Genomic DNA, 26439 nt, shown 5'->3' on the forward strand with positions numbered 1-26439 from the left:
AACGTTCGGTAAAGGTCATTGAAACAACTTGTTTCAGCCTCCATTAAGGTCGAGCACCTTATCCTCTTTGGTAAAGGTCAACGATTTCTCCGGCAATCTACGAGGTCGCCATGAACAGCGAAGAACAAACCCTGATCGATGGACTGTTTTCCCGGTTGCAACAAGCCGAAACGGACTCAGCCCCGCGTGACGCCCAGGCTGAAGCGCGGATCAAGGAGCACCTGACTCGCCAACCGGCGGCAGGTTATTTCATGACCCAGGCGATTCTGGTTCAGGAAGCGGCCATCAAAAGCCTCGACGCGCAGAACAAGCAACTCGCTCAGCAAGTTCAGCAATTGCAGGCCGAACTGCAATCGGCCAAGGCTCAGCCGTCGGCGCCTGCCAGCGGTGGTTTCCTGTCGAGCATTTTCGGTGGCGGTTCCCGTGATCCGCAGCCTGCACCGACGCAAAGCGCGCCGTCCTCCAATGGTGGATGGCGTGAGCAGGGGCGGCCGTCGTTCAATTCGCAGCCGCCACAGCAACAGAACTTCGGTGCTGCACCGCCACAGCAGAATTACGCGCCGCAGCAGCAAGCCCCCGGGATTGGCAGTGGTTTCCTTGGCGGCGCACTGAAAACCGCCGCCGGTGTGGCCGGTGGCGTGATGCTGGCGCAAGGCATCAGCAGCCTGTTCCACAGCAATCAGCAACCGCAGGAAGTCGTCGAAGTCATCAAGGAAGAACCGGCTCAGGTCAATGATCAGAGCGACAGCGGCAACGGCTGGGGCAACGACGAGCGCGTGGCTGACAACAACGCCAACGATCAGGGAGGCTTCACCGACGCCGACTACAGCAATGACAGCTCTTCGTTCTTTGGCGGCGACGACGATTCCTTCGTCTGATTCAACGTTACAGGTGTAACACTGAACCCGTGGTGAGGGAGCAAGCTCCCTCGCCACAGGTTGCCATTCGTCCGAGGCTCCAAGAGGCTTCGGGCCGATTATTCGCGGAACAATCCTTCAGGCTGGCATACTGGGCCACTTTTCGGGCCTGGTGCCTGACCCAGCCTGCGCGCGACTGCGCCAAAGAGGATGCACGGTGAAAAAAATCGCAGTGTTCGCCGACGTTCAAAACCTCTATTACACCGTGCGTCAGGCCTATGGTTGCCACTTCAACTACGCCGCGCTGTGGGCTGATATCAGCAAACAGGGCGAGATCGTCGAGGCCTACGCCTACGCGATTGATCGCGGCGACAGCAAGCAGCAGCAATTCCAGCAGATCCTGCGCAACCTCGGCTTCATCGTGAAGCTCAAGCCCTACATCCAGCGCAGCGACGGCTCGGCCAAAGGCGACTGGGACGTGGGCATCACCCTCGACATCATGGACGCCGCCGATCATGTCGACGAAGTGGTGCTGGCTTCCGGCGACGGTGATTTCGACATGCTGCTGGAACGCATCATCACCAAGCACGGGGTGCAAGCCGTGGCTTACGGCGTGCCGGGCCTGACGGCCAACTCGCTGATCCGCGCCGCCAGCCGTTACGTGCCGATCGAAGGCGCGTTGCTGCTCAAGAATTGATTTTTACGGAGTTGAAACAGGTTTGGAACGCATAGCAGTCATCGACTTTGAAACCACCGGGATCTCCCCGAGCAGCAGCTGCCGGGCCACGGAAATTGCCGTGGTGATCCTTGAACAGGGGCGCATCGTCGAGCGTTACCAGAGCCTGATGAACGCCGGCGTGCGCGTCCCGGCCTTCATCGAACAACTGACCGGCATCAGCAACGCCATGCTGCGCACCGCGCCCTCGGCAGAGCAGGTGATGAACGAGGTCAACGAATTCGTCGGGATCACGCCGCTGCTGGCCCACAACGCCGCGTTCGACCAGAAGTTCTGGGACTTCGAACTCAGCCGCATCAAGCGCACCCGCTTGCAGAACTTCGCCTGCTCGCTGCTACTGGCCCGCCGCCTGATGCCCGCCGCGCCGAACCACAAACTCGGCACCCTCACCACCTTCGCCAGCCTGCCCAACACCGGCAAGGCCCACCGGGCCATGGCCGATGCCGAAATGGCAGCCAACCTCACGGCGCACCTGGCGCAAGAACTGCGGCACAAGCACGGGTTGCGCGAGTTGTCCCATGATTTGCTGGTCAGCTTGCAGAAAGTGCCGGCGGCGAAGATCAACGAACACCTCAAGCGCCATCGCGGGTTCTGAAGACACCGCAAATCCCCTGTGGGAGCGAGCCTGCTCGCGATAACGGAGTGTCAGTCGACATAACTGTTGAAGATGAACCGCTATCGCGAGCAGGCTCGCTCCCACACGTCGGTGTTCGATCTCAATCCTTGTGTTTAACCACGCCTCAAAATCGACGATTGCTCCTACCAAATATTAGGAATTTGTCCGTCTTGCCCCGTACCTGTCGCATCGATAACCTCTGGGACGTAGCGCCAATTCAGCGACCGGGTCTGCAAGCCCGCCGATAATTTGTTAGGCGCCTACCGGCGCACCTATAATCGCGTCGCTTTACCTAGCGACCATCGATTTATGGTGGCTGTGTGCGGGAGACCTTCGGGTCTGCCGAGGTTGCCTAACGACTCGGTCTTGCAGACCCGCACACAGCTGCCACCCATCATCTGCAAGTGATGCTGGCATCCCCAACGTTCGTTAGGATATTCGCCATGATCAAAGTTACCCCCAATCCCCCTGAAGATTTAGATCAGTCCTTAATACTGCAAACAGCTGCATGCGCAGCTCACTTCACCCACAAAACATTCATCCGTCACCACATCCAGCTGCGCGCACTGTTGATGCACGCAGAGCCCTGGTTTTGCGCCCGCGATATCGGTCGATTGATGGGTGTGGACATAAATGGAAGGCAAGTGCTCAAGCTTGATGCGGATCAGAAGCAACTGATGTGTCTGCCCGGAAATGATGACCTCGAAGAGACCTTGATGCTGAGTGAATCGGGCGTATACGCGATGTTGGTGTACCACTACTGCCCGGAAAACCGCCATTTACGACGTTGGCTGACCCACGACGTGGTGCCGATGTTGCGGGAGGAAGTCGGGTCCATTTCGAATCAAGCGCCGCATATGCGGGCGATGGAATGGGCGGGCGGAACGCTGCGACTGCTGCATTGGCGCAAAGAACCTTGGGTGCGCCTGCGGGATATGCCGGGCTTGTTGCCTGCTAGTTACTGCGGCGTCTGACAGATCGCTTCGCGGGCAAGTCGAATCGTCGCACCGCCGCTCCCACAGGAATCAGGTGACATCCGTGAGGGTGGGGTTGTGGACAGGCTCACCGGGCCATGGCCGATGCTGAAATGGCGGCCAACCTGACGTCGCACCTGGCCTTAAGCGTCATCGCGGGTTCTAAGTACGCTGCAAATCCCCTGTGGGAGTGAGCCTGCTCGCGATAGCGATTTATCATTCAACGTTGATGTCGACTGATACTCCGCTATCGCGAGCAGGCTCGCTCCTACAGGGACTGCGCCGTTTTCAGACTTTGCTGTTCCCTTCCAGTTGCCCCAGCGGCACGCGCTTCTCTATCGCGCTCGACAGCACAATCGAGGTCTTGCTGAACCCGAACTTGGCGATCCGGTTGATCAGCTCTTCCAGCTCCGGCATCGAACCCACCGCAGCCTGCATGATCACGCACGGATCACCCGTGACCCGGTGGCATTCAGTTAGCTGTGGGATTTTGATCAGGTCGTCGTAGGCTTTTTGATTTCCATGCTGGTTCAAACGCAACTCGATCACGCACTGGATCGGCAGCCCAAGCTTGGCCATGTCGACTTTCGCCTGGTAACCGGTAATCACCCCGCTGGCTTCGAGTTTGGCCACGCGCTCGGCCACGGCCGGGGCGGACAGGTTGACCTTGCGCGCCAGGTCGGCGTAGGACGCACGGCCGTTTTCCAGCAGGGCGCTGAGCAGCATGCGGTCGTATTTATCCATTGTCGTATACCTGAAAAATGACTGACTTTCGAAAACACGGCTTATAGCGTCAATCTCCGTGTTTTGAAAAGTGTACCGGCGCTATAAACAGGTTTTGTAACTTATTTTAAGCCGCTGGCCTTTCTAGAATAGCCGTTCACATTGTCCTGTCATCGAGCTGCCCATGCCTGGCTTACGTCGTTTTCCCTTACCGTTGATCGCCGCTTTTTTCGCGTTGTACGTGATTTGGGGCTCGACTTACCTGGTGATCCGCATCGGCGTGGAGTACTGGCCGCCGTTGCTGCTCGCCGGCATCCGTTTCGTGATCGCCGGGAGTTTGATGTACGCCTTCCTGCGCTGGCGCGGGGCACCGGCCCCGACCTGGGCGCAGTGGAAAGCCGCCGGGATCATCGGGATTTTGCTGCTGACGTGCGGTAACGGCGCGGTCAGTGTGGCCGAACACACAGGTGTCGCTTCCGGTGTTGCGGCACTGGCGGTGGCGACAGTGCCGCTGTTTACCTTGCTCTGCGGCTATTTCTGGGGCGCGCGCAATACCCGTCTCGAATGGGCCGGCATTGTGCTCGGGCTGATCGGCATCGCCATGCTCAACCTCGGTTCAAACCTGCAATCGAGCCCGCTGGGTGCGGCGTTGCTGGTGTTCGCGGCCGCGTCCTGGGCCTTCGGCTCGGTCTGGAGCAAACAATTGCCATTGCCCCAGGGCGCCATGGCCAGTGCCGTGGAAATGCTGGTGGGCGGCGTGGCATTGCTGATCGGCAGCGCGCTGAGCGGCGAGCATCTGCAGGCGATGCCGCCGATCGAAGGCTGGGCAGCCCTGGCCTACCTGACCTTCTTCGGTTCGATCATCGCCTTCAACGCTTACATGTACCTGTTGAAAAACGTGCGTCCGGCGGCGGCGACCAGTTATGCCTACGTCAACCCTGCGGTCGCGGTGTTGCTGGGGATCGTATTTGCCGGCGAGACCATTGGCATCGAGGAAGCGCTGGCCATGTTGGTGATCATCAGCGCCGTGGTATTGATCGGGTTGCCGCAGTGGCGTCGGACTCCCGTTCAACCTGCCGTAGCGGTGCCGACAGAATCCCGTGTTAATTAGGGTAAACTGCGCGCCATTGCACACTCGTTTTGCACAACTGCGCTGAATTTTCCTACGGTAATCCCATGACTTTCGCCACCCTTGGCCTGATCGAACCCTTGCTGCGCTCTCTCGAGACGCTCGGCTACCAGACCCCGACGCCGGTTCAGGCGCAAGCCATTCCGGCGGTGCTGGCCGGTCGCGACCTGATGGCCGCCGCCCAGACCGGCACTGGCAAGACCGCCGGCTTCGCGCTGCCGCTCCTGCAATTGTTGGCCATGGAAGGGCCGAAAGTAGCGTCTAACTCGGTGCGCGCACTGATCCTGGTGCCGACCCGCGAACTGGCCGAACAGGTTCACGAAGCCGTGCGTCAGTACGCCGAGAACCTGCCGTTGAGCACTTATGCCGTGTACGGCGGCGTCAGTATCAACCCGCAAATGATGAAGCTGCGCAAGGGTGTTGACGTGCTGGTGGCGACGCCGGGTCGTTTGCTCGATCTGTATCGCCAGAAGGCCCTCAAGTTCAATCAGCTGCAAACCCTGATTCTGGACGAAGCCGATCGCATGCTTGATCTGGGTTTCTCCGAGGAGCTGGGGAATATCTACCGCGTGCTGCCCAAGCAACGTCAGACGCTGCTGTTCTCCGCAACGTTCTCCGACGCGATCCGCTTGCTGGCTGGACAAATGCTCAACGATCCGCTGAGCATCGAAGTCAGCCCGCGCAACGTCGCTGCCAGCACCGTCAAGCAGTGGGTCGTGGTGGTTGACAAGAAGCGCAAGCCTGAACTGTTCGTTCACTTGATGCGCAAGGGCAAGTGGAAGCAGGTGCTGGTGTTCGCCAAGACCCGCAATGGTGTGGACGCGCTGGTGGAAAAACTCCAGGGCCTGGGCATCAATGCCGACGGCATCCACGGCGACAAACCGCAGGCAACCCGTCAGCGTGCGCTGGACCGGTTCAAGGCCAGTGAAGTGCAGATTCTTGTGGCCACCGACGTTGCGGCCCGTGGTCTGGATATCGAAGATTTGCCATTGGTGGTCAACTTCGACCTGCCGATCGTGGCGGAGGACTACATCCACCGGATCGGTCGTACCGGTCGCGCGGGTGCAAGCGGGCAGGCCATTTCGCTGGTGTGTGCCGATGAAGTGAATCTGCTGTCGGCCATCGAGACGTTGACCCGTCAGACATTGCCGCGGCAGATGGAACATGACTTCGAACCTGAGCACCGGGTGCCAGATACCGACGCCAGCGGTCAGGTCGTCAAGAAGCCGAAAAAACCGAAGAAGCCGAAGACCTCCGGTGGCGGTAAACGCAATTTGGGTAAGTGGGTCGAGAGTGGGGATGCTTCGGCGCCGGAGCCTTCGATCAAGCCTGTGCGCAAAGTGCCGGTGTTTAACACTGGGCCGCGTAAGAAGAAGCCTTAAAAAGCTTCGGCGTCTGTCAGGACGCCTTCGCGAGCAGGCTCGCTCCCACAGGGGATTTGTGAACGACACAGATCCAGTGTGGGAGTGAGCCTGCTCGCGATGGGCACGACTCGGTCTTCAAGCCTTGCGCTTCAACCACTCCAGCATCCCCAACCCCGCCGCACGCCCACTGGCGAAACATGCGGTCAGCAGATAGCCGCCGGTCGGCGCTTCCCAATCGAGCATTTCCCCCGCGCAGAACACCCCAGGCAATTGCTTGAGCATCAGCCGTTCATCCATCGACTCGAACATCACGCCACCTGCGCTGCTGATGGCCTCGTCCAGTGGACGGGTTTTAACCAGCATCAGGGGCAACGCCTTGATCGCCCTGGCCAGCAACGCCGGATCAGCAAAGCTTTCGGCCGGGGTGAGTTCGCGTAGCAATGCCGCTTTCACCCCATCGATCCCGAGCTGGCTGTGCAGGTGTTTGGACATGGAGCGGGAGCCACGGGGTTTGCTCAGCGCCGCCTGAACTTTATCCACAGGCCGGCCCGGCAACAGGTCAAGATGAACGGTGGCGGAGCCGTGCTGATTGATGGCCTCGCGAATCGGTGCCGAGAGGGCGTAGATCAAGCTGCCTTCGATCCCGGTCGAGGTGATCACGCATTCGCCCAAGCGCGGCACGTCGTCATTGAGACCGATGGCGATGTTCTTCAGCGGAGCGCCAGCAAATTTGCTGACCATCAACTCGCTCCAGGCCTGCACCTCGAAGCCGCAATTGCTCGGTTGCAACGGCATCAGTCCTACGCCTCGCTGCTCCAATGGCAGCATCCACGCGCCGTCCGAACCAAGGCGTGACCAGCTGCCTCCGCCGAGGGCCAGCAAGGTGGCGTCGGGCTTGATGATGGTTTCGCCATCGGGGCTGTCGATGCGTAACCCACCGTGATCATCCCAGCCGAGCCAGCGGTGGCGGGTGTGGATAACGACGCCGGCCTCGCGCAGACGCTTGAGCCAGGCGCGCAACAGGGGGGCCGCTTTCATGTCGGTCGGAAACACCCGGCCGGAGCTGCCGACGAAGGTTTCGATGCCCAGGTCATGAATCCACTGGCACAACGCATCAGCGCCGAATGAGCGAAGCAGCGGGGCAATCTGCGGCGCGCGTTCGGCATAGCGCGAGAGAAACGCCGGGTAGGCTTCGGAATGGGTGATGTTCATGCCGCCGACACCGGCCAGCAGGAATTTTCGCCCCACCGACGGCATGCCGTCGTACAGGTCGACCTTGATCCCGGCCTGGCTCAGCACTTCGGCGGCCATCAGACCGGCGGGGCCGCCGCCGATGATGGCGACGTGAGAAGGGGAGGAGGTCGAGGGCTGGGTCATGGAGTGCGCTGCGGTTCGGCGGAATAAGCCGGGCATTCTATCAGCACAGATCCCTGTGGGAGTGAGCCTGCTCGCGATGGCGGTGGGTCAGTCAAAATCGATGTTGGATGTGATGGCCTCATCGCGAGCAGGCTCGCTCCCACATTGGTTCCGGGGTGTTCATAAAATAGTGATCAAAAAACAACCAGCGCTCTGCATGCTATATGAAGCATGGCCTGCAGACCCTTTCACTCAGGTTATCCACAGGCAGTTCCACAGGCATTGTGGGTAAAGACTCACACCTCAATGACACCCTGATGACTGCCAGACCCGTTGCGCGCTGTGATGCAGGATGCCGTGGCGGCGCGCCAGGGCCTGGCGGTCCTTGCTGTAGCCGCCGCCAATCACTCCTACCACCGGAATATCCCGACCCAGGCAGTGGCGCATCACGCTTTCATCGCGAGCGGCCACGCCTTCGTCGGTCAGCTTCAGGTAACCGAGGGCGTCGTCCTTGTGCACGTCGACGCCAGCGTCATACAACACCAGATCCGGTTGGTAGAGCGGTAGCAAATAATTCAGCGCGTCATCCACCACCTTCAGGTAATCGGCATCGCCCATGCCTTTGGGCAACGGGATGTCCCAGTCGCTTTCAGCCTTGCGTGCAGGAAAATTCTTTTCGCAGTGCAGGGAAACAGTCACGGCCTCCGGGGTGTTGTGCAGAATCCGTGCAGTCCCGTCGCCCTGGTGCACGTCGCAATCGAAGATCAGCACCCGATTCACACGGCCGCTTTCCAGCAGGAAATGGCTGATCACCGCCAGGTCATTGAAGATGCAGTCAGCATGACTTTTTATTAAATGTAAATTTGTCTGGTAGTTAATAAATAAAAACAACGGCTTAGAATAATTTTTTGCGTAATGATGAGTTGTAGCCTAGGGTTAATTATTGTTTACCTTGTGGATGTGTAAACAATGAATCCTTATAGAATCAAGCTTGTGCGATTCGAGAACGGCGAACGCTTTCCCATGCTTTGCTATCGGCGAGATGGCATGCCCGTGCACAGCGCAACCCTTTGGATACTGACAGAGTTACGAGGAGCGAATTTGTCGACAAGTACCCTCCATCAAGCACTTCGGTCTCTTATGGTGCTGTTCATCGCTCTTGAAGAACTAAAGATAGATTTGTGCGCCCGATTGCGTGGCGGCCAGTTTTTATCTGTAGGAGACGTAGAGGCTATCGTTAGGGCATGCAAGTTACCGATTGCTGCGGACAATAGAAAGCAATCGAGTGTAATTTTCGTATGGCCCGCTGTAACTATGAACTCTGTTTTACAGCCCTCTACAATTGCCATACGGCATTTATACATTGCCCGTTACCTTGACTGGGTTGCGACCGATCACCTGCTGAAGATTGGCGGAAGCCCGCATTTCATGGTGCTGGAAAAGCTTCGGGAGCTCGTGTCTAAAGCCATAAAGGCTCGCATGCCCTCAGTACATCGTTTTTCTAGTTTAACGCCTCGCGAGGGCTTAACTGAGCAAATGTTATCGGTGCTGCAAAAGGCAATTGTCCCAGAGTCTGAGCATAACCCTTGGTGTCATGATTACACCCGGCAGAGAAACTATTTAGTGATCCGCTGGTTGTTGTCGTTGGGAGTAAGACGGGGCGAGTTGCTTGGTGTGAAAATATCGGATATCAACTTTCAGACCAATGAGGTTCTCATTGCCAGGAGGGCGGATGATCCAGCGGATCCACGGCTGAGACAACCGAATACCAAGACCAACGGTCGATTACTGGCGCTCGACGCAGAATTGGCAGAGCTCACGCGAGCGTATGTAATGTCCAGCCGACGTAATATTCAGGGTGCACGTAAGCATGAGTATCTTTGGGTGGCCGGTGGGTCCGGCAAACCATTGAGTCTTGCGGGTCTGAATAAACTATTCGTCACTTTACGGCAACACTGTCCGGCATTACCGGAAAACCTTTGCCCTCATCTTCTTCGCCACACCTGGAACGATCTATTTTCTGAAGCGATTGACCGAAACAATGTGTCATCGACAGTGGAGCAAAAACTGCGGTCGAGGCTGATGGGATGGTCCGAAACATCCGAAATGGCGGTGGTATATAACAAGCGCCATATCAACAAGAAAGCGACTGCTGTGTCATTGCAAATGCAAAATCAATTGCGTGTTGAGGCTCATCCCGATGAGTAAAAAACCAATGAGCGCACCAGCATTGTCTGGAAGTGATGCCTATCCCTCACTGCCAGCGATGGTCAGCAGCAAAAGTGGGATTGTGTTTGACCCTAGCCCGCTTATTTGGTCATACCGGGACGGCGTGAATTCGGTTTACATGGATTTTTCTGGCCTGCATTTTTCCGCCTTGCTCATGGCTTCGGTCCGTCTTACGCTGATTTGGTTTGCCGAAAATAGGGCGCCGAGTACCTTGATGGGGCACTTTAGGGGGTTGAAAGTGTTTGCCATGCGAATGCAAAAAGCCCGTGTTGAGCCGCTGACATCTATCGACGGAAATGACGTGTTGAAGCATGGCGATGCCAATGACTTTCGAACGCGAAACCTCTTTGCGTTTTTGCGCCAATGGCATGCCTTGAGTCTGCCGGGTATTCAGGACGACGTGATTTACGTCCTGGACAGGAAAAAACTCCGGAAACGAGAAACTGGCGTTGCCGTTTTGACGTGGGATCCTGAGTTGGGTCCATTTACGCCAATTGAGCAAGTGGGTATTCAAGATGCCTTGAATGACGCTTATGGTGCAGGGCGTTTGAGTGAGGAAATTTACCTGCTGGCATGGTTGTTTATTGCATTGGGTTCCCGTCCTGTCCAGTTGGCAGCCTTGAAAGTGTGTGATGTTGTGCGCTCTGTGGCTGCGGATGGAACAGAGTCTTACATCTTGTTAATTCCACGGGCCAAGCAACAAAACCCATTGCTCCGTCAGGAACTCAAGCCCCGAGCGCTTGTGAATCAAATTGGCCGACCGCTGTTTCATTATGCTCAACGAGTCAGTCAGCGCTTTATTGGAGAGTTTTCAGACACCCAGCAGACGCCCTTGTTTCCTTTTCCCCCGCAGTCACGGCATTTAGTGTCCGGGCAAGGATGGGGCAGGTACCACCGCACCAGCGAAAGTTTACGGAGATTGTTGGTGTCCGCTTTGGACAAGTTGTCCGTCCGCTCCGAGCGCACGGGAACCATGATTAACATCTGTGCTCTGCGCTTTCGGCGCACGCTAGGTACGAATATTGCGCGTGAAGGTCATGGGGTGTTGGTCATTGCGGACTTGCTTGATCATTCGCGAACCGACTCTGCGGGCGTCTATGTCGCCGCTACACCAGAACTTGCGATGCGGATTGAAAAGGCGACAGCCCTGTACATGGCGCCACTGGCTCAAGCATTCAAAGGTCAACTGATAGCTCATGAGGGCAGTGCTGTTCGCGGCGCAGATCGTTCCAGCCGAATTATTGATCTGCGTATCGATCAAAGCGCACGGCCAATGGGGTCATGTGGAAGCTTTAGCTTCTGCGGATTAAATGCCCCCGTGGCCTGTTACACCTGTCAGTGTTTTCAACCTTGGTTGGACGGACCGCATGAGGCGGTACTGGATTTCTTGTTGGCGGATGCTAAACGCCATCTGGACGGTCGTATTGCGGCGATCAATGATCGAACGCTGCTCGCGGTGGCAGAAGTGGTCCAGTTATGTCGCAGCAGAAAGGTCCAGGCTCATGGATGACAGGGTTGTCGTGTTCAAGCCTCGAGCAGAGCAAACCGCTGAAGGCAATTTACGGAGCTTCATTACCTTCGCCAGAGAGGCTCTAACAGCCTTTGGCAGTGAGTTGGACTTTGGTGCGGACAGTTGGGATGTCACCAATTTTGTTCGTTTGAAGCGGCGTAATTCTTGTTCAAGCATCCGATTTCATGGGTTCCCCAGTGGGCGAGGGCAAAAGGACTCCTGCTGTTTACCTCAGCCTTACAAAGACTTTGCCAAAGCCTACTGCCGTTATGACTATGCGTTGTGCGCGTATACCACCGTCAGCTCACGATTGGCCGCGCTCCGTTCCTTGGCTGTGGCTTTGGAAGAGACGGAGAGTTATGTCACGCCTATCAAAGCAGGGCTGGGCCACTTTAACCGTGCATGCGCGATATTGAATGAGCGTTATCAGGCCTCCGCCGCTTTTTTTGCCGGTGTAGAACTCAAACGCATTTCACAGTTTCTGGTGGAGCATCAACTCTGTACGGTGCCTATCCAATGGCAAAACCCGCTTCGAGCGCCAACGACCTTTGAGCGGCGCGTTGGCCCGGAGTTTGATGCATCGCGTCAGGCCCGCATGCCCTCGTCAGCTTCGTTAGAAGCGATTGCCGAAATCTTCGTTGCCGCCCAAGCGCCAGGCGATGTCTTCACCTCCAGTGTGTGCGCGATACTGGCATCGGTGCCGAGCCGCATCAATGAGGTGCTGTCGGTATCAATTCAGTGCGAAGTGAACGAGTTCGACTCAAAGACAAATCAACAGCTGTACGGATTGCGTTGGCTGCCCTCAAAGGGGGGGAAGGCACAAGTCAAATGGGTGGTGCAGTCCATGGCCAGTGTCGCCCGCGAGGCCGTAAGTAAGCTCAGGACCATTTCCACACCCGCTCGGGAAGTAGCGCGGTGGTATGAACAGCATCCCGAAGCGATGTATTTACCAATGGAGCTGGAGGAGCTAAGGGGGCGGTCGTTAATTAGTTCAGAGCAGGTAAGCGCCATTGTTTTTGCCACCCCATTACCGAATGGTAATCACGCCGGGCGTGGGACTGAGTGGTGCAGGAAGCAGAGGGTCGTGGAACACATTCCTTATGACCCGCAGCATAAAAATGCACCGAGGTTTCTGTTCGCCGATGTTGAGCGAGTGATCATTTCGATGCTGCCCGTCAACTTCCCGCTGGCGGATCAGAAGAACAACCTGACGTACAGTGAAGCGCTTTGCTTGACGCGCCTGAATGAGTTAACCGAGGCGTGGGGAACGTACCGTGGGGTAATCGTCTTATCCGACACCGGTTATATTCAGAAGCAATTGTCCAGTCAGCGAAGGGCCCTCAATATTTTTGATCGATTCGGTTATCGTGAATTAGATGGAAGCCCAATGAAAATCACGACGCATCAATTTCGCCACTTTTTAAATACCGTAGCGCAGATGGGGGGGTTATCGCAACTCGACATCGCCAAATGGAGCGGCCGCGCCAAGCTTAGACAAAACAATTGTTATGACCACCAATCCGATCGAGATGTGTTGGCGCTCGCCAGGTCCGCTTTAGGTGATCCGGAAAAGTCAGCAGGTCATGTGGCGAGTATTCCACCGAGCAGCCTGATCGCGCGTGATCAGTTTGCGGCCTTGAAGATCATGACCGCCCATACAACAGATCTCGGTTACTGCCTGCACGATTTTTCAATGTTGCCCTGTCAGCTGCATCGTGATTGCATGAACTGTGATGAACACGTGTGTATCAAGGGCGATGTGGTCCGAGAGCGTGCCATTCGCCAACATCGTCAGGAAACTCAAGCCCTTTTAGCGCAAGCCTTGAGGGCACTCGGTGAGGAGGAGTTTGGTGCCAACCGTTGGGTAGAACATCAGAAATTGACCCTGAAACGATTGGATGAGTTGTGTGCAATTTTTGAGGACTCCTCCGTTGCAGCGAATGCGATTATCCAACCCTGTGGAATCGTACCGGCGTCAAAGCTAGAACAGATATTGGCCCATCAGCGAATACTGGGCGAGCACGAGGAGGAGGGACAGAGCACTGTGGGCTCAAATGTGCCACGCATAGAGGCTGAGGACTTGTAATGACTCGTTCGAGAAATCTAACCCCCGATGCTGTTGAGCAGATCGTTTCCATCCTTGACGGCTGGTCTGGGAAATTGACTTGGGACCTGCTGATCATAAGCGTCGCACGTCGTTTGCGGGGGACCTATACGCGTCAAGCGTTGCATAAGCATGAACGGATAAAACGCGCGTTCATGTTGCGTAAGCAAATACTGTCAACTTCGGTTGGGACGAGGAAAGTCGTCAGCTCCGAAGTGCAAGTGGCAAACGACCGCATTACACGTTTGGAAGGTGAGAATGGGCGCCTGCAAATGGAGAATGATCGACTACTCGAACAATTTGTGCGGTGGGCCTATAACGCTTACAGCCGGGGCTTGGATGAGCAATTTCTATCCCGGCCTCTGCCCGTCATCTGTCGGCGCTGATTGAAAACTGACCCACCGGGGGTGCGGTAGAAATCTTGGACTACCTGAAGGTAGTTCATGTATTCATACGAAGACCGCATCCGAGCAGTCAAGCTCTACATCAAACTGGTGAAGCACACCGGGGCAACTATTCGTCAGTTGGGCTACTCGACGAAGAACTCTCTGAAGAGCTGGCATGAAGAGTACGAGCGATGCCTCGACCTGTCGCGTGGCTACGTGCTCTCGAAGCCGAAGTACTCACTGGCCCAAAGGGAAAAGGCTGTCGGGTACTATCTCGACCACGGGCGCTGCATCGCCTCCACCATCAAGGCTTTGGGCTACCCAGCACAGGATTCGTTGTGTGCCTGGATTCACGAATTGCCCCCCGAACTGCACACGCGCGTCGTCGGTCGATCTGACGGGCTAGCGCGCCTGCCAGCGATGAAGTAGGCCGCGGTCATCGCGCTGTGCACACGACAAAAAAGTGCGAACGCGTTGCTCCTGCCCAGGTTCGCCCCACTGTTCTACTGAAGGAGATCAATCATGCGCCAACTACTAAACGCCGTACTCGTCTCCCTCCCGATTACGGCCCTGGCGGCTCCCCCAAAAAAGGTCACGCTCGACGTACAGAACATGACCTGCCCGGTCTGTCCAATCACGGTCAAGAAGTCACGGGAGAAGATCGTTGGCGTGAGCAACGTTCAAGTCGATTTAGCTCAGAAGACGGCTACTGTCACCTACGACTCTGATAAGACCCAAACCGAGGCCCTGACCGAGGCGACCAGAAACGCGGGCTATCCCTCCGACGTGCAGAACTGAGAACTGCATGAGCGTGATCATTCTTGAGTCCATACTGACCTGCCCGCGCTGTAGCTTCGCCAAGCAGGAAACCATGCCAACGGACGCTTGCCAGTTCTATTACGAATGCTGCAATTGCAAAGTGTTGCTGCGGCCCTACCCCGGCGATTGCTGTGTGTTCTGCTCGTTCGGTTCGGTGAAATGTCCGCCAATCCAACAGCAGCGCGACTGCTGTGGCCAGGCTTAGCAGCGGACTCTCGAAGGCAGTCATGAGGTCAGCCCTAGCCTATGAGTTCCGCATCCTCTCACTTGCCGTCAGCGACGCCGCTGAATCGGATAATTTCCGGCCCCGTTGAGCAGTCATGAAGAGCTGTTGCATATCCCGATGGACTTTGATCCAGAGCAGAAGATTGGCAAGCGCGTGACGCAAAGGTCATCGATTAAATTGAGACGATCGTTCTGATTAGCGTCAATTATTTGTATCGGAATGATATGTATTTACTTACAAAAGATAATCGTTATCATCTGCGCGATAATTCATCCAAAAGGTGTCCATGGTGGCTCGATCGCGCATTTACCCAGTCTCTCTGTCGTTGCTGGGCGTTCTGGTTATACCTGATTTACAGGCAGAAACGGAGTCTGCTCTAACCCTGCCTGCAACCGCTGTGAACAGTGAGTACAGCGAGCAGAGCTACATGCCGACCGAGAGCAGGAGCGCACTGAAGATCGATGCCCCGCTACGAGATATCCCGCAAACCGTCAACGTGATTCCCCAGAGCGTCATCAAGGATCAGGGGGCTCAGTCGATGGAAGACGTGCTGAAGAATGTCCCCGGTATCGGCCTGTCCAATGGTGACGGCCAGCGCGACCAGGTCACCATCCGTGGTTTCAGTGCCATTGGCGACATGTACATCGACGGCATTCGTGACGATGCGCTGTACTTCCGGGATCTGTCCAACGTCGAGCGGGTGGAAGTGATCAAGGGGCCGGCCGCGGTGCTCTACGGCCGAGGCTCTTCGGGGGGGCTGATCAACAGCATCAGCAAGACACCTAACTTCGCACCCAAGCAGGAGGTCGGCGTCAGTGTCGACAGCGAGGGTAAAAAACGCACTCAGTTCGATGCCGGTTGGGCCGATCAGCAGCAAGGCGATAAAGCCTTTCGTGTAACAGGCGCGTTGGAGAACAGTGACACCTTCCGGGATGACGGCTACATCGATCGCAAGGCCATCGCGCCTTCGGCCTACTTCAAGCTCTCGGATGATCTGGAGCTGAACCTGGGTGCTACCTATCTGTATGACAAGCGCCTGATCGACTTCGGCATCCCGGCACGAGGCGACCGTCCGGTCGATGTGGATCGCGACAAGCGCTTCGGTTCCGCCGACCCGGATGATGATTACACTCGCAGCGAGGTGTTCTCGTTCACGGCCGGTGTCGACTATCGGATCAACGACGAATTCAGCCTGAGCAATACCAGTCGTTACTACCACTACGACCTGGATCGCAACAACACACTCGCTGACTCAAGCCCCACACGTTTCGTCATGGCTCCCAATGGTGAACTGCTGGTAAAACTCAACCGCGGCAACGTGCAGCGCAAGGAGGACGGGTGGTTCAACCAGACCGAACTCAAGCAGCGCGCCGTGCTCGCCGGGATGAACCACAACCTGCTCTATGGTGTGGAGCTGGGGCGCCAGGTGAAGGACCAGTCCGTATTCAGCCAATCCAATGTGGCCAGGGTGCCGGTGTACCGCGATGCCTTGGTCGACGTGCCGTTCCAGGCCAACCGGCAAACCGCCAAGGGTACCAATACCCAGGACACCGCCGGGTTCTACGTGCAGGACCTGGTCGAACTGGCCCCGCAATGGAAGGCTCTGCTGGGTGTGCGTTATGACGTGTTCGACCAGGAATACGCCGATGACCTGAAGCACAGCAAGCTGTCGCGCACCGATACTACCTGGAGCCCGCGAGTCGGTCTGGTCTATCAGCCTGATCAAGTGCAGTCCTATTACGTCTCGGTGAGCCGCTCCTACCAACCCTCCGCCGAGATGTTCGCCCTGAGTACGACGAACCAGGATCTCGAACCCGAGGAGACCACCAACTTCGAGATCGGCGGCAAGTGGGATCTGCTCGACAATCGCCTGGCGTTGACGGCGGCGCTGTTCCGTCTGGAACGCACCAATATGAAAACCAGCGATCCGGCGAACCCGACCAAACTGGTGCTGGCGGGTGAGCAGCGTACTGATGGTCTCGAACTGACTGCCAGCGGACAGTTGAGTGACAAATGGCAGGTCTATGCCGGCTATGCCTATCTGGATGCCGAGATCACCAAATCCAACAGCCGTACCAACGGTGTCGCCAACGAAGGCCAGGTGCCCACCTTGACGCCGCGCCACAGCGCCAACCTGTGGCTGGTGCGTTCGCTGACGCAAACCTGGCGTGTGGGCATGGGGGCCAATTATGTCGATGATCGCTATACCGCGCTGGATAACAATGTGGTCATGCCGGCTTACACAACAGTAGACGCCGCGCTGTTGTACAACCAGCCGAAATGGGACATGGCCCTGCGTCTGCGCAACGTTTTCGACAAGGACTATTACGCATCGGCGCATGGCTCGGTGGATCTGATCACGCCTGGTGCGCCACGGACGCTGGAGCTGAGCACCAACTACCGCTTCTGAGTACGGACCTGAAGAACAAACGCCCGGCATTGCCGGGCGTTTGTTTGAGGGGATTCGCGCAGCGCATCCACCAGCGGCTGTAGCTGCACGCCACACGAGCCGACCCATTACGTCAGCGTTGAGCGAGCAATGGGCAGCCCGGCACGGCCGAAGATTTTCTCTTGCCGATAGAGCGGCAGATGGTCGGCGAACTTGGCCACCATGACGTGGGCCAGCAGGCCGCGTCGGTGTGCCCTTGTCGATGACGTGCGTCGGTACCGGCGCCTGGATCAGCGTTTCGCAATGCTCAGAGGCCCAATTCCCACGGCTATGGCGGTCGACGGTGAACACGCCGGGCGTGTAGTCGAGCTTTTCGCTGGCACCTTCGCCGATGCGTTTGAGGGCGCATCCGCACTCGCAATAACTGTTGTCCGGTTCGTGATGGATCAGGGTGCGAGGAAACTGCGGCGGTAGCGGTGCGCGCTTGGGTTGCTGGAGTACTTTGACTTCTGTTGGGGTCATGCCGAGATAAGGGAAAATTAGGACATTTGCTTCGCATGCGGTTGTTCTATGAAGGGGGGATTACCGGGGGGCCGCAGAATTCGGAAAAAATCGTACGCTAAGCCGACTTTGCTGACGCGTGTTCATTCCGTGCGGCTTTTGCCCTTCCTCCAGTACCAGGATAAAAGGGTGCCATCCATCGCTTGTTCGATGCAGTGCAGCGGGTACCTACGGTTTTATCGTACAAGATAGAGATCCATCTCTATCAGGAAACGCTCGCGGTGGGTCTGCTTAAGTTTGCCGGCGTACTTAGAGATGCACTATCAGAGGCTTTCTTTCAGAGCTTGCTGGTAGGGTGGTTTTTATAGGGCTACTGTGGATGTCTTCAACCAGTCTGCTAATAGTTCTGGTGGTAGCGGTTGGGAGAATAGGTAGCCTTGCCCCACCTTGCAACCTTGAGCATCAAGCAAAAAGCGTTGCGCCTCGGTCTCCACGCCCTCAGCAATCACCGTCAGGTTTAGGCTGTCTCCGATACGGATCACCGCATGGGTGAGAGCCTGCGCGGCGATGTCGTGTTCCATGCCATTCACGAAGCTTTTGTCCAGTTTCAGCGCGCTGAGCGGGATACGCCTCAGGTAACCGAGACTCGAATAGCCGGTGCCAAAGTCGTCCATGGCCAGGCCGATGCCCAGAGCATGCACCTCGTGTAAGTTGCGCATCGTGCTGAGGTTGGTGTCCATCATCACGCTTTCGGTGATCTCCAAGATCAGGTCGCCCGGCAGTAGGGCGTGTTGCTCGAGCGTCTCGACGAGGTATCGCGGCAGATCGAGGTTGTGAAAGTTGGTCGACGACAGGTTTACCGAGACGGTTGGTATATTCAGTCCCTGACGCCGCCATTCTGCGAGCTGGCGACAGCTTTCGTTGAGCGCCCAATGGCTGATCTCGTCGATTAGGCCGCACTCTTCAGCCAGAGGGATAAAGCGCGTCGGCGAGATGTGGCCGAGCACCGGGTCGTGCCAGCGAGCCAACGCTTCGATGCCATGGATCTGCCCGCTCTTCAGGTCAACCTGAGGCTGATAGTGCAGGTACAAGCATTGCGCGCGTACCGCCTCGCGTAGCGCCGCCTCGAGGGCCAAGCGTTCCTGGGCGAGCAGGTTCATTTCATTGCTAAAGAAACTGAAACGCTCGCGTCCACGGGTCTTGGCGTGGTACATGGCGAGGTCGGCGTGATGTAGCAGGGTCTCCATATCTTGACCGTTATCCGGGTACAGGCTGATGCCGATGCAGGCTGACGGCGTCAAGGTGATTCCGGCGATCTGGCAGGGTATGGACAGCAGTTCGTGCAGGCGCTTCACGGTGTCGGCTGCCTGGACGTGGGTGCAGGAGTTGAGTACGACGATGAATTCGTCTCCGGACAGACGCCCGAGGAGATCGGTATCACTAATTTGTTCGCGCAAGCGTTCGGTGACCACGCACAACAACTCGTCTCCGGCCGTGCGACCGAGTGAATCGTTAACCTGCTTGAAACGGTCGAGATCGATGTAGAACACTGCGAGCGACTGGTTGTGGCGCTTGGCGCTAGCGATCGCCTGATCGGCTTGTGCCAGCAGCAGGTTTCGGTTAGGCAGTCTGGTGAGGCTGTCGTAGAAGGCCAACTGGCGAATCTGCAGGCGCGCGCTCTCGCGCCCCAGGGCCAGGGCGCACAGGTGCGTGCACATCTGCACCAGGCGCAGGTGGAAGTTGTTCGGGCTGCGGTTCTCGCGGTAGTAGAAAGCGAATGTGCCGACTACCTGGTCGTTGCTGGCTTTAATCGGGGTTGACCAGCAGGAGCGTAAGCCCAGGGGCAGAGCTAGGTTCTTGTAGTCAGCCCACAGCGGGTCGCTGCCAATATCACTAACCATCACCGACGTGCCGCGAAAGGCGGCAGTGCCACAGGATCCAACATTCGGGCCTATTGCGATGCCATCGAGGGCCTGAGAGTAACTTGGCGGTAAGCTCGGGCTAGCGAGAGGCCTGAGGCGACCTTGCTCATCGACGCGCAATATCGAGGCAGTCACGTCGGGTGCGATGCGCTCGACCTCTTGGCAGATCAGTGTCATCACTTCCGTCAGGGGCGCTTCGCGGGCCATGGCTTCCAAGGCCTTCTGCTGTAAAACCTCATGTATCTTGCTGTCGGTGATGTCGTTGATCACGCTGAGGGTATGGCTCAGCGCGCCCTGTTCATCGAAGATCGGGCTGACGCCCAAGGCGCACAGAAGCGGTTGCTGGTACTTGCTGTAGATCAACTCTTCGCCACGGTAGGGGTGGCCGTTGCTTAGATGCTGGCGGATGTCAGTCAGCGGGTTGCGCTCGGGATATACCATGTTGAGCATCAGCGCGACAGGCTGGCCGAGCACTTCCTCGGGCTGGTAGCCGAGCAGACGGGTGACAGCTTCGTTGATATAGACCACCACACCTTTGGCGTTGGTTATCACCAAGGAGTTGTGAGTACGCTCGGCGATCTGGGTGAACAGCCGTGTACGCTCATTATCGCAGCGTTCCGCCTTGACCCGAGTGCTGACATCCGAGGCGAACTGGATGATCTTGAGTAGTTGGCCATCGGCTGCGAACACCGGGTTGTAACTCGCTTCCAGCCACACCAGACGACCCTCTGCGGTGACGTACAGATACTGACCGCTGATGGACTGGCCCTCTTGCAGCCTGCTCCAAAAGTTATTGAAGGCCGACGAGTTAGCGTAGTCGGCCTGGCAGAGCGCGCGGTGGTGAAGGCCACGGATCTGCAGCTCCTGGTAGCCGAAAATTTTCAGGTAGTTGCGGTTGGCGCGCAGCACAGTGCCATCGGGGGTGAACTCGATGATGGCCATGGAGCGGTCGAGGGCCCTGAGCAGCGTCTTCTGTTCCAAGGTTGTATTCGCTCGATCGTCTGACAACTGGGGCATGACTGAACTTCCTGCTCTCTCGCCACAGCGATGGCAATGAGAATTTTGAATCTTATAAGCCGAGACTGGCGAGCTACTCTATCAATTCTGGGATCAGCCTGATTCGAATTTTCTGCACAAAGTCGTACAAGCTCTGATACTGAGCGTCATCAATCAGTTCAGCATCGTTGAGGGCTTGGAGATAGCCATCGGCGAGACACATGTACCTATACGCCTGTTCTGAGGTGGGGCTGTCATAGACGGCCTGAACCATTTGCTGCCAACTGACTCGCGTACGGCCATTTACACGCTCGGACAGTAGAGGAACAACAAGCATATACAGGCTCTCCATGGGTAAGAATTGGTGAAAAATGTATCTTGCCGCCTGAAGAATAGTTCAATAATTTATTTTTACCGTGACAGAGCTGATAACCGATTCGGCCGTCTGTTCCACCTGAATGGCTTGGCTGAGAGCTCATCGAGAGCCCCAAGGAATTAACCAATAGCCGTCTATGGAATCCTCCTCATTGCAAGCCACTTTGCTTTGGCCCCGTGCCACCTGCATACGTATATTCGGCCTCTAGATACGGCATCGTTTCGATGCGGGCCATGATGGGCTAGGCGGGCGGCCAACTGGCTAAGTTGATCGCCTTTTGACTTAGCCGTACGCAGCGTGCGCCATGAACCATCAGTGTTCGCAAACATGTATAGCCGCGCTTGCTGAGCCAAGCATCGATTCTTACTGACCGAGCTTCGTTGCTTCGGTGTCAGCCCCGGCGAGACGGCAAACTGTCGGCCACCGTTTATAACGACGATGCGGTGGCAATCATCGGGCCGACGCCACGCAGCTGCTGGTAGACAGCAGCTGGCTTGCTTTCCGCACTCGTTGCAGCATCAACGTTTAGTTCGCTTAGCTGGCCAATGCAGGAGAGGGGATTCGAGGCGTTGCTGGATAGGATAGAAGGTCTTTCATCAGAAAGTTGTCTTTATATTGACGCCAAGATTACGTCCAGCCCCTAGATTGATGTTAGAATGCCACCGCTTTGGGGGAGGGCCTGAAGAAGCCCTCCGTACCTGGTGATATAGCACGTCCTCCGAATCGAACTGTGGAACCCAGGAAGCAGATGTCCTTTTCCGACGCCGAGTACGCTGGTAAGCGTAAGCAGACCCGCCGCGAACGTTTCCTGATTGAAATGGGTCGGGTCGGGCCCTGGAAAGGCTTGATTGCGTTGATCGAGTCGCATTATCCGAGGGGCGAAAAGGTCGTCCGGCGTATCCATTTTACGGGTTCACCAAATGCAAAGCAGGTTCTGCTACAGCGATTCTGCGATGGACGGTGCACTTTACGAGACCACAATTCTGCGCCAGTTCGTAGGACTGCATCGGGATCGAATTCCTGATGAGTCCACGATCTGGGGGTGGTTAGAAGCACCACGAAACTGACCACGATGTTTGCTCTATCAAGCCTATGGATGGCTAAAAATCAGATTTTGATCGCAGGAGAGGTGCGCCTGCGACACGGAAAACTCGTCTTAAAGGTGCTGATCGTTGAAAAACTTTGACGTGATTCTTGAAAAATGCCGTTTTTCGTGGGGCCATCGTTTAATGAAGAGGCCGTGCTATGGGCTTGGATAGACTGCTCTACTTTAGACTTCTATAGGGGTATTTATGTGGAATCTAAACTCAAAAGTTATTATATTTGGGGTGGCAATACAAGTATTAGTGCTCGGAGTGGTGTTTTTTACAAAAAATACTATTGTGTGGTGCTCTGAGGAAAATCATATAAATTCAAACAGCGCATCAGGAATTAACCATGCTGAGGAGACCTCTACAAGAACACTGCTAAGTCAGAAATTTGGCGATCTACAAAACAATCTAGGCACTTTCACCTCATCTAAATTTACGGATTTAGAAAATATATCAGATAACGCTGATGCCCGAGATATAAACTCCATGACTGCTTGGTTACGGTACCTGCTGGTAGCAGGTGGATTTATAGGGTTGGCGGGACTGCTGGTGATGTTTTTTCGCAGAAAAAAAACGGCTAGCAATGTATCGGAAAAACCGTTTCATCTCTGCTCTCTCAGGCCGTCTTTAACGCCGCTATCATATCAGTTATGCTTTCAATGCAGCGCATTAATAAAATATTCAAAGAATGAAGGTCGCTTAGCCGAAAACGCCGACATTTGGGTGATAGAGATTACGCTATCTAGCGCGTTGACCCGTAAAAAATCTGCTGAAGCGATTAAAGGAATGTACTTACCAATAATTCGATCGGAAAACAATTTTATTATCGTTGGACCTTACAAAAGAAAATCAGAAGCCGCAGAAATAGTTAGAAAACTACACGAAGATTACAATGTGAGAGGCTGGCTAACACCAGGAAATTGACAATTAAAAACGATGCTTAAAGAATAAACGATTATCATTAATGCGTCAGATTTATTATCCGGGATAGCTTGAAGAAAATACAGGGCTAAGGCGCAAATCGACGAGGTTTTACAATTCATTTGATCAGCTTAAATTAGCAAAACATAAAATCGTGCCCTCACCACGATAAGATCAGAATAACCGCCTTGTATTAAATGTCGAAGACAGAAGACGGCCACAACCCTAAGTGGCTAGGAGGTAAGAGAAATTAACCGCATGCATCCAGTGCAGGTCATTGCTGTGACAGGTGGCAAAGGTGGAGTTGGTAAGACCAATGTAGCAATAAACCTGTCCTTGGCATTGGCTGAGCGCGGCCGAAAAGTCATACTACTTGATGCTGATCTCGGTCTGGCAAATGTAGATGTTTTACTCGGATTAGCCCCCCCAAAAAACCTTGCCAACGTAATCAAGGGGCAGTGCGAACTGCAGGATGTGCTTCTGCGAGGGCCTCGCGGAATCAGCATCGTTCCTGCAGCTTCGGGCTGTCAAAGCATGAGTCATCTAACGTCAGCTCAGCACGCCGGAATAATTCAAGCCTTTAGGGATGTCGACGAGAAGCTCGACGTGCTGGTCATCGACACGGCCTCCGGTATAGGTGGTTCAGTTATCAGTTGTATTCGTGCATCCCGCGAAGTGTTGATGGTCGTGTGTGACGAGCCAACTTCACTTACCAACACCTATGCGCTGATTAAAATGCTCAGCCATTCTTACGGCGTTAATCGTTTCCGCATACTCGTCAACATGACACGAAGCCCCCAAGAAGGGGTCAAGCTTTTTTCTAGGTTGATCCGTGTTACGAATCTTTTTCTTGATGTGAGCTTACAATATGTTGGTGCCGTGCCTTATGATGAAAGCATGCGCAAGGCTGTGAGAAAACAGCGTGCTGTATACGATGCTTTTCCTCGTTCTCAGTGTTCCATAGCATTCAAGTCTATCGCGAAAAAAATAGATGCTTGGCCATTACCAGTGAGCCCGCGCGGGCACTTGGAGTTTTTTGGTGAGCGATTGTTAACCTCGCCAATGCGGCGAGACACCGTGCGTTTTGTGATTTAAGTTGAAAATACGTTAAATTGATGAAAATAGTGAAGATTATTTAGAGGTTGAATTGAATAAAAATATGAAAATCCTCATTGTTGATGACTTTTCAACGATGCGACGGATCATAAAAAACCTGTTGCGTGATCTTGGATTCACTAACACATATGAAGCAGATGACGGAACGACTGCGCTACCGATGCTGAAAAACGGCAGCTTCGATTTTCTAATCACTGACTGGAATATGCCTGGTATGTCCGGTATCGATCTTTTGAGTTATGTGCGTGCTGACGATCGTATAAAACACCTTCCGGTTTTAATAGTGACCGCCGAAGCTAAACGTGAACAGATCATCAAAGCCGCCCAAGCTGGAGTGAACGGTTACGTAATCAAGCCCTTTACTGCGCAAGTATTAAAAGGAAAAATTGAAAAAATTTTTGAACGCGTTAGCAATTAATAGGTTTCGCTTAGTGAATTTAATTAATAAATTATTTAATCTACTGGTCAAAAAGCATTTAGGCTAAATAATTAAACTACAAGGCATTCTCAATTGAGGTAAATTGAGTCTGCCGGAAATGGTATTCAGCTGCGAACGCTACGTAGCTGCTGCCTCGATCATACCGACCGGTTCCGGGTTGTTGTGCAAAGCGGAACAGTGCCGCTCGATAGACGATGTAAACACGCCAGACGAAATGGACATTTGAGGATTAGCAGCATGGACGAACGCAAAGAACGAGAGCTGAACAATTACCTGGACCTGCTGTTCTGGATGGAAACGGCATCGTCGGCCGAGATCCAAGGGACATTGGCGGTCGCGTCTGGTGTGACTAAGGAAGACCTTCATTTGGCCGTAAAGTGCATGATGGAATCATACCGGCCTGACCTGGCGCGTTACTTTCCCGATTTGAAGCCAAACAGATCATTTCTAGCAGAATTGCGCTGCCAACACGCAGCGCTGGCCGAAGCGATGCAGCTACTAGAGGACTCGTTGACGCAACGCAAGCACGACCCGTCTTTATCTCTTGAAAGGGTATGACCCCGCCTTGCTCTGAGGTGTGACTCGACGGGCTGTCACGACAGTCCTCTAGGAATGAAAGCGCCGGCAATCAGTGGATAATGATCGACACAGGCGAAATCCCTACGACGACCTAGGTTGGCAACATGAGCAACGAGCATGACAAGCAAGGTGAAAGGTAAGCGCTCCATGAACCCCACATTCAAAGCGCTTAGTTGATGCCGGATGCTGTGCTCCCGATTACCTCAGGAGCCAGCTCGTCATGATGCGACCCGACGCCAAAGTTCAAAAAGTTTATCTCTACCCCAAGCCCGTGGACTTCAGAAAGTCCATTGATGGCCTCGCTGCGCTGGTCGAGCTGGACATAAAAGTGGCGGTGTTCGATCCCGTGCTGTTCGTCTTTCTCAACAAGCCTCGCAACCGCGTGAAGATTTTGTATTGGGAGCGCAACGGCTTCTGCCTTTGGCTTAAGCGCTTGGAGTCCGAGCGATTCAAAACTTCGCCTGATCTCAGCGATGAAGTGATCGTTCTGACCGTCCAGGAACTGAATTGGCTGCTCGACGGTTTTGACCTGTGGCGCAACCGCCCTCACCAGGCTTTGACCCCGCGCTACGTAGCCTGATCCGGTATAATCCGGGCCATGATTTCCCTGCCCGATGATCTTCCTGATGACCCCGTTTTGCTCAAGCAGATGCTGCTTGAGGCACTCAATCGCCAGGAAGAAGTTGCCCAGGCTTATCAGGCTCACATCGTTGACCTGAAAGGACAGATCAAGCTGTTGCGCGACCGCTTGTTCGGGCGTAAGTCCGAGCAGACAGCGGAGCCCAATACGCCGCAACTTGCACTGTTCAATGAGCCCGAAAGCGAGCCGATGCCATTGATCGGCGACGCTGAAGAAGAAGTCGTTTCCCCGCTGCCGCGCCGAGGCAAGCGTAAGGCATTGTCGGCTGAGCTGCCGCGTGTCGAGGTCATCCACGAACTGCCCGAGCACGAACTGACCTGTGCCTGCGGTTGCCGCAAGCACGTGATCAGCGAAGAAATCAGCGAACAGCTGGATATCGTGCCGATGCAGATCCGTGTCATCAAACATATCCGCAAGGTTTACGGTTGCCGTGGCTGCGA

22 protein-coding genes and 4 pseudogenes are annotated in these 26439 nt (G+C 55.3%); 21 read left to right on the forward strand and 5 right to left on the reverse strand.

Features of this window, described 5'->3' with window-relative positions; all coding sequences use genetic code 11:
- Nucleotides 1–110: 110 nt before the first annotated feature.
- The 4 genes from FHL16_RS28130 to FHL16_RS28145 all read left to right on the forward strand — a co-directional run bounded on the left by FHL16_RS28130 (nt 111) and on the right by FHL16_RS28145 (nt 3183).
- Complete coding sequence (locus FHL16_RS28130) at nt 111–878, forward strand: DUF2076 domain-containing protein (RefSeq protein ID WP_077749913.1); 768 nt, start codon at nt 111–113, stop codon at nt 876–878.
- A 196-nt stretch (nt 879–1074) separates the two neighbouring features.
- Nucleotides 1075–1554, forward strand: a complete 480-nt coding sequence (locus FHL16_RS28135) for a LabA-like NYN domain-containing protein (protein ID WP_010467410.1) — start codon at nt 1075–1077, stop codon at nt 1552–1554.
- 22 nt (nt 1555–1576) lie between these two features.
- Nucleotides 1577–2188 carry a 3'-5' exonuclease gene (locus FHL16_RS28140; protein WP_077749914.1) on the forward strand — a complete coding sequence of 204 codons (612 nt, stop codon included), beginning with the start codon at nt 1577–1579 and terminating at the stop codon, nt 2186–2188.
- 464 nt (nt 2189–2652) lie between these two features.
- The gene (locus FHL16_RS28145) at nt 2653–3183 is read left to right on the forward strand and encodes a BRO-N domain-containing protein (RefSeq protein ID WP_077749915.1); all 531 of its coding nucleotides are present in this window, start codon (nt 2653–2655) and stop codon (nt 3181–3183) included.
- A gap of 288 nt (nt 3184–3471) precedes the next feature.
- On the opposite strand, the gene FHL16_RS28155 is transcribed toward FHL16_RS28145, so the two are convergent.
- Nucleotides 3472–3927: an Lrp/AsnC family transcriptional regulator gene (locus FHL16_RS28155; RefSeq protein WP_010467415.1), complete on the reverse strand. Its 456-nt coding sequence runs from the start codon at nt 3925–3927 to the stop codon at nt 3472–3474.
- 163 nt (nt 3928–4090) lie between these two features.
- Between FHL16_RS28155 and yedA the strand changes: the two genes are divergently transcribed.
- Complete coding sequence (gene yedA / locus FHL16_RS28160; RefSeq protein WP_077749916.1) at nt 4091–5017, forward strand: drug/metabolite exporter YedA; 927 nt, start codon at nt 4091–4093, stop codon at nt 5015–5017.
- Between the two features lie 65 nt (nt 5018–5082).
- On the forward strand, nt 5083–6417 hold the full coding sequence (locus FHL16_RS28165; RefSeq protein WP_077749917.1) for a DEAD/DEAH box helicase: 1335 nt from the start codon (nt 5083–5085) through the stop codon (nt 6415–6417).
- A 117-nt stretch (nt 6418–6534) separates the two neighbouring features.
- Here FHL16_RS28165 and FHL16_RS28170 read toward each other — a convergent pair whose 3' ends face one another.
- Together FHL16_RS28170 and FHL16_RS28175 are read right to left on the reverse strand one after the other, a co-directional pair.
- Nucleotides 6535–7776: a TIGR03862 family flavoprotein gene (locus FHL16_RS28170; RefSeq protein ID WP_177346257.1), complete on the reverse strand. Its 1242-nt coding sequence runs from the start codon at nt 7774–7776 to the stop codon at nt 6535–6537.
- A 282-nt stretch (nt 7777–8058) separates the two neighbouring features.
- Nucleotides 8059–8589 (reverse strand): annotated as a pseudogene (locus tag FHL16_RS28175) (histone deacetylase family protein); the annotation flags it as partial.
- Nucleotides 8590–8724: 135 nt separating this feature from the next.
- Between FHL16_RS28175 and FHL16_RS28180 the strand changes: the two are divergent.
- From FHL16_RS28180 to FHL16_RS28215, 8 genes and pseudogenes are all read left to right on the forward strand, one after another.
- Entirely contained in the window at nt 8725–9963 is a 1239-nt protein-coding gene (locus FHL16_RS28180) for a site-specific integrase (RefSeq protein ID WP_077749919.1), read from the forward strand.
- Entirely contained in the window at nt 9956–11494 is a 1539-nt protein-coding gene (locus FHL16_RS28185; protein ID WP_138739086.1) for a site-specific integrase, read from the forward strand. The genes FHL16_RS28180 and FHL16_RS28185 overlap by 8 nt, the downstream gene beginning before the upstream one ends.
- Nucleotides 11487–13580, forward strand: coding sequence for a hypothetical protein (locus FHL16_RS28190; protein ID WP_077749921.1), 2094 nt, complete (start codon nt 11487–11489; stop codon nt 13578–13580). Before FHL16_RS28185 ends, FHL16_RS28190 begins: the two co-directional genes overlap by 8 nt.
- Complete coding sequence (locus tag FHL16_RS28195) at nt 13580–13984, forward strand: hypothetical protein (protein ID WP_077749922.1); 405 nt, start codon at nt 13580–13582, stop codon at nt 13982–13984. The genes FHL16_RS28190 and FHL16_RS28195 overlap by 1 nt, the downstream gene beginning before the upstream one ends.
- Nucleotides 13985–14041: 57 nt before the next feature.
- Nucleotides 14042–14410, forward strand: a pseudogene (locus tag FHL16_RS28200) (IS3 family transposase); the annotation flags it as partial.
- A 96-nt stretch (nt 14411–14506) separates the two neighbouring features.
- Nucleotides 14507–14782, forward strand: a complete 276-nt coding sequence (merP, locus tag FHL16_RS28205) for a mercury resistance system periplasmic binding protein MerP (protein ID WP_077749923.1) — start codon at nt 14507–14509, stop codon at nt 14780–14782.
- Nucleotides 14783–14789: 7 nt separating this feature from the next.
- Nucleotides 14790–15008, forward strand: coding sequence for a GDCCVxC domain-containing (seleno)protein (locus FHL16_RS34575; protein WP_077749924.1), 219 nt, complete (start codon nt 14790–14792; stop codon nt 15006–15008).
- A gap of 307 nt (nt 15009–15315) precedes the next feature.
- The gene (locus FHL16_RS28215) at nt 15316–17439 is read left to right on the forward strand and encodes a TonB-dependent receptor (protein WP_077749925.1); all 2124 of its coding nucleotides are present in this window, start codon (nt 15316–15318) and stop codon (nt 17437–17439) included.
- A gap of 110 nt (nt 17440–17549) precedes the next feature.
- Here FHL16_RS28215 and FHL16_RS28220 read toward each other — a convergent pair.
- Both FHL16_RS28220 and FHL16_RS28225 read right to left on the reverse strand, forming a co-directional pair.
- A pseudogene (locus FHL16_RS28220) lies at nt 17550–17913 on the reverse strand (IS66 family transposase); the annotation flags it as partial.
- 368 nt (nt 17914–18281) lie between these two features.
- Nucleotides 18282–20858, reverse strand: coding sequence for a sensor domain-containing protein (locus tag FHL16_RS28225; RefSeq protein WP_077749926.1), 2577 nt, complete (start codon nt 20856–20858; stop codon nt 18282–18284).
- Between the two features lie 1103 nt (nt 20859–21961).
- Between FHL16_RS28225 and FHL16_RS28235 the strand changes: the two are divergent.
- The 7 genes and pseudogenes from FHL16_RS28235 to FHL16_RS28265 all read left to right on the forward strand — a co-directional run.
- Nucleotides 21962–22250, forward strand: a pseudogene (locus FHL16_RS28235) (IS5/IS1182 family transposase); the annotation flags it as partial.
- Between the two features lie 255 nt (nt 22251–22505).
- Nucleotides 22506–23228 (forward strand): hypothetical protein, encoded by a 723-nt coding sequence (locus FHL16_RS28240; RefSeq protein ID WP_138739087.1) that lies wholly within the window; start codon nt 22506–22508, stop codon nt 23226–23228.
- A gap of 246 nt (nt 23229–23474) precedes the next feature.
- Nucleotides 23475–24320, forward strand: a complete 846-nt coding sequence (locus tag FHL16_RS28245; protein ID WP_177029844.1) for a MinD/ParA family protein — start codon at nt 23475–23477, stop codon at nt 24318–24320.
- A 64-nt stretch (nt 24321–24384) separates the two neighbouring features.
- Nucleotides 24385–24759, forward strand: coding sequence for a chemotaxis response regulator CheY (locus FHL16_RS28250; RefSeq protein ID WP_177346258.1), 375 nt, complete (start codon nt 24385–24387; stop codon nt 24757–24759).
- A 258-nt stretch (nt 24760–25017) separates the two neighbouring features.
- On the forward strand, nt 25018–25338 hold the full coding sequence (locus FHL16_RS28255) for a hypothetical protein (protein WP_077749930.1): 321 nt from the start codon (nt 25018–25020) through the stop codon (nt 25336–25338).
- Nucleotides 25339–25579: 241 nt separating this feature from the next.
- Complete coding sequence (gene tnpB / locus FHL16_RS28260) at nt 25580–25939, forward strand: IS66 family insertion sequence element accessory protein TnpB (protein WP_238706203.1); 360 nt, start codon at nt 25580–25582, stop codon at nt 25937–25939.
- A gap of 18 nt (nt 25940–25957) precedes the next feature.
- A partial coding sequence (locus FHL16_RS28265) for an IS66 family transposase (protein ID WP_177346259.1) occupies nt 25958–26439 on the forward strand: 482 nt, incomplete at its 3' end.

Origin of the sequence: Pseudomonas sp. FSL W5-0299, assembly GCF_005930655.1 — a bacterium.
GTDB lineage: Bacteria > Pseudomonadota > Gammaproteobacteria > Pseudomonadales > Pseudomonadaceae > Aquipseudomonas > Aquipseudomonas mandelii.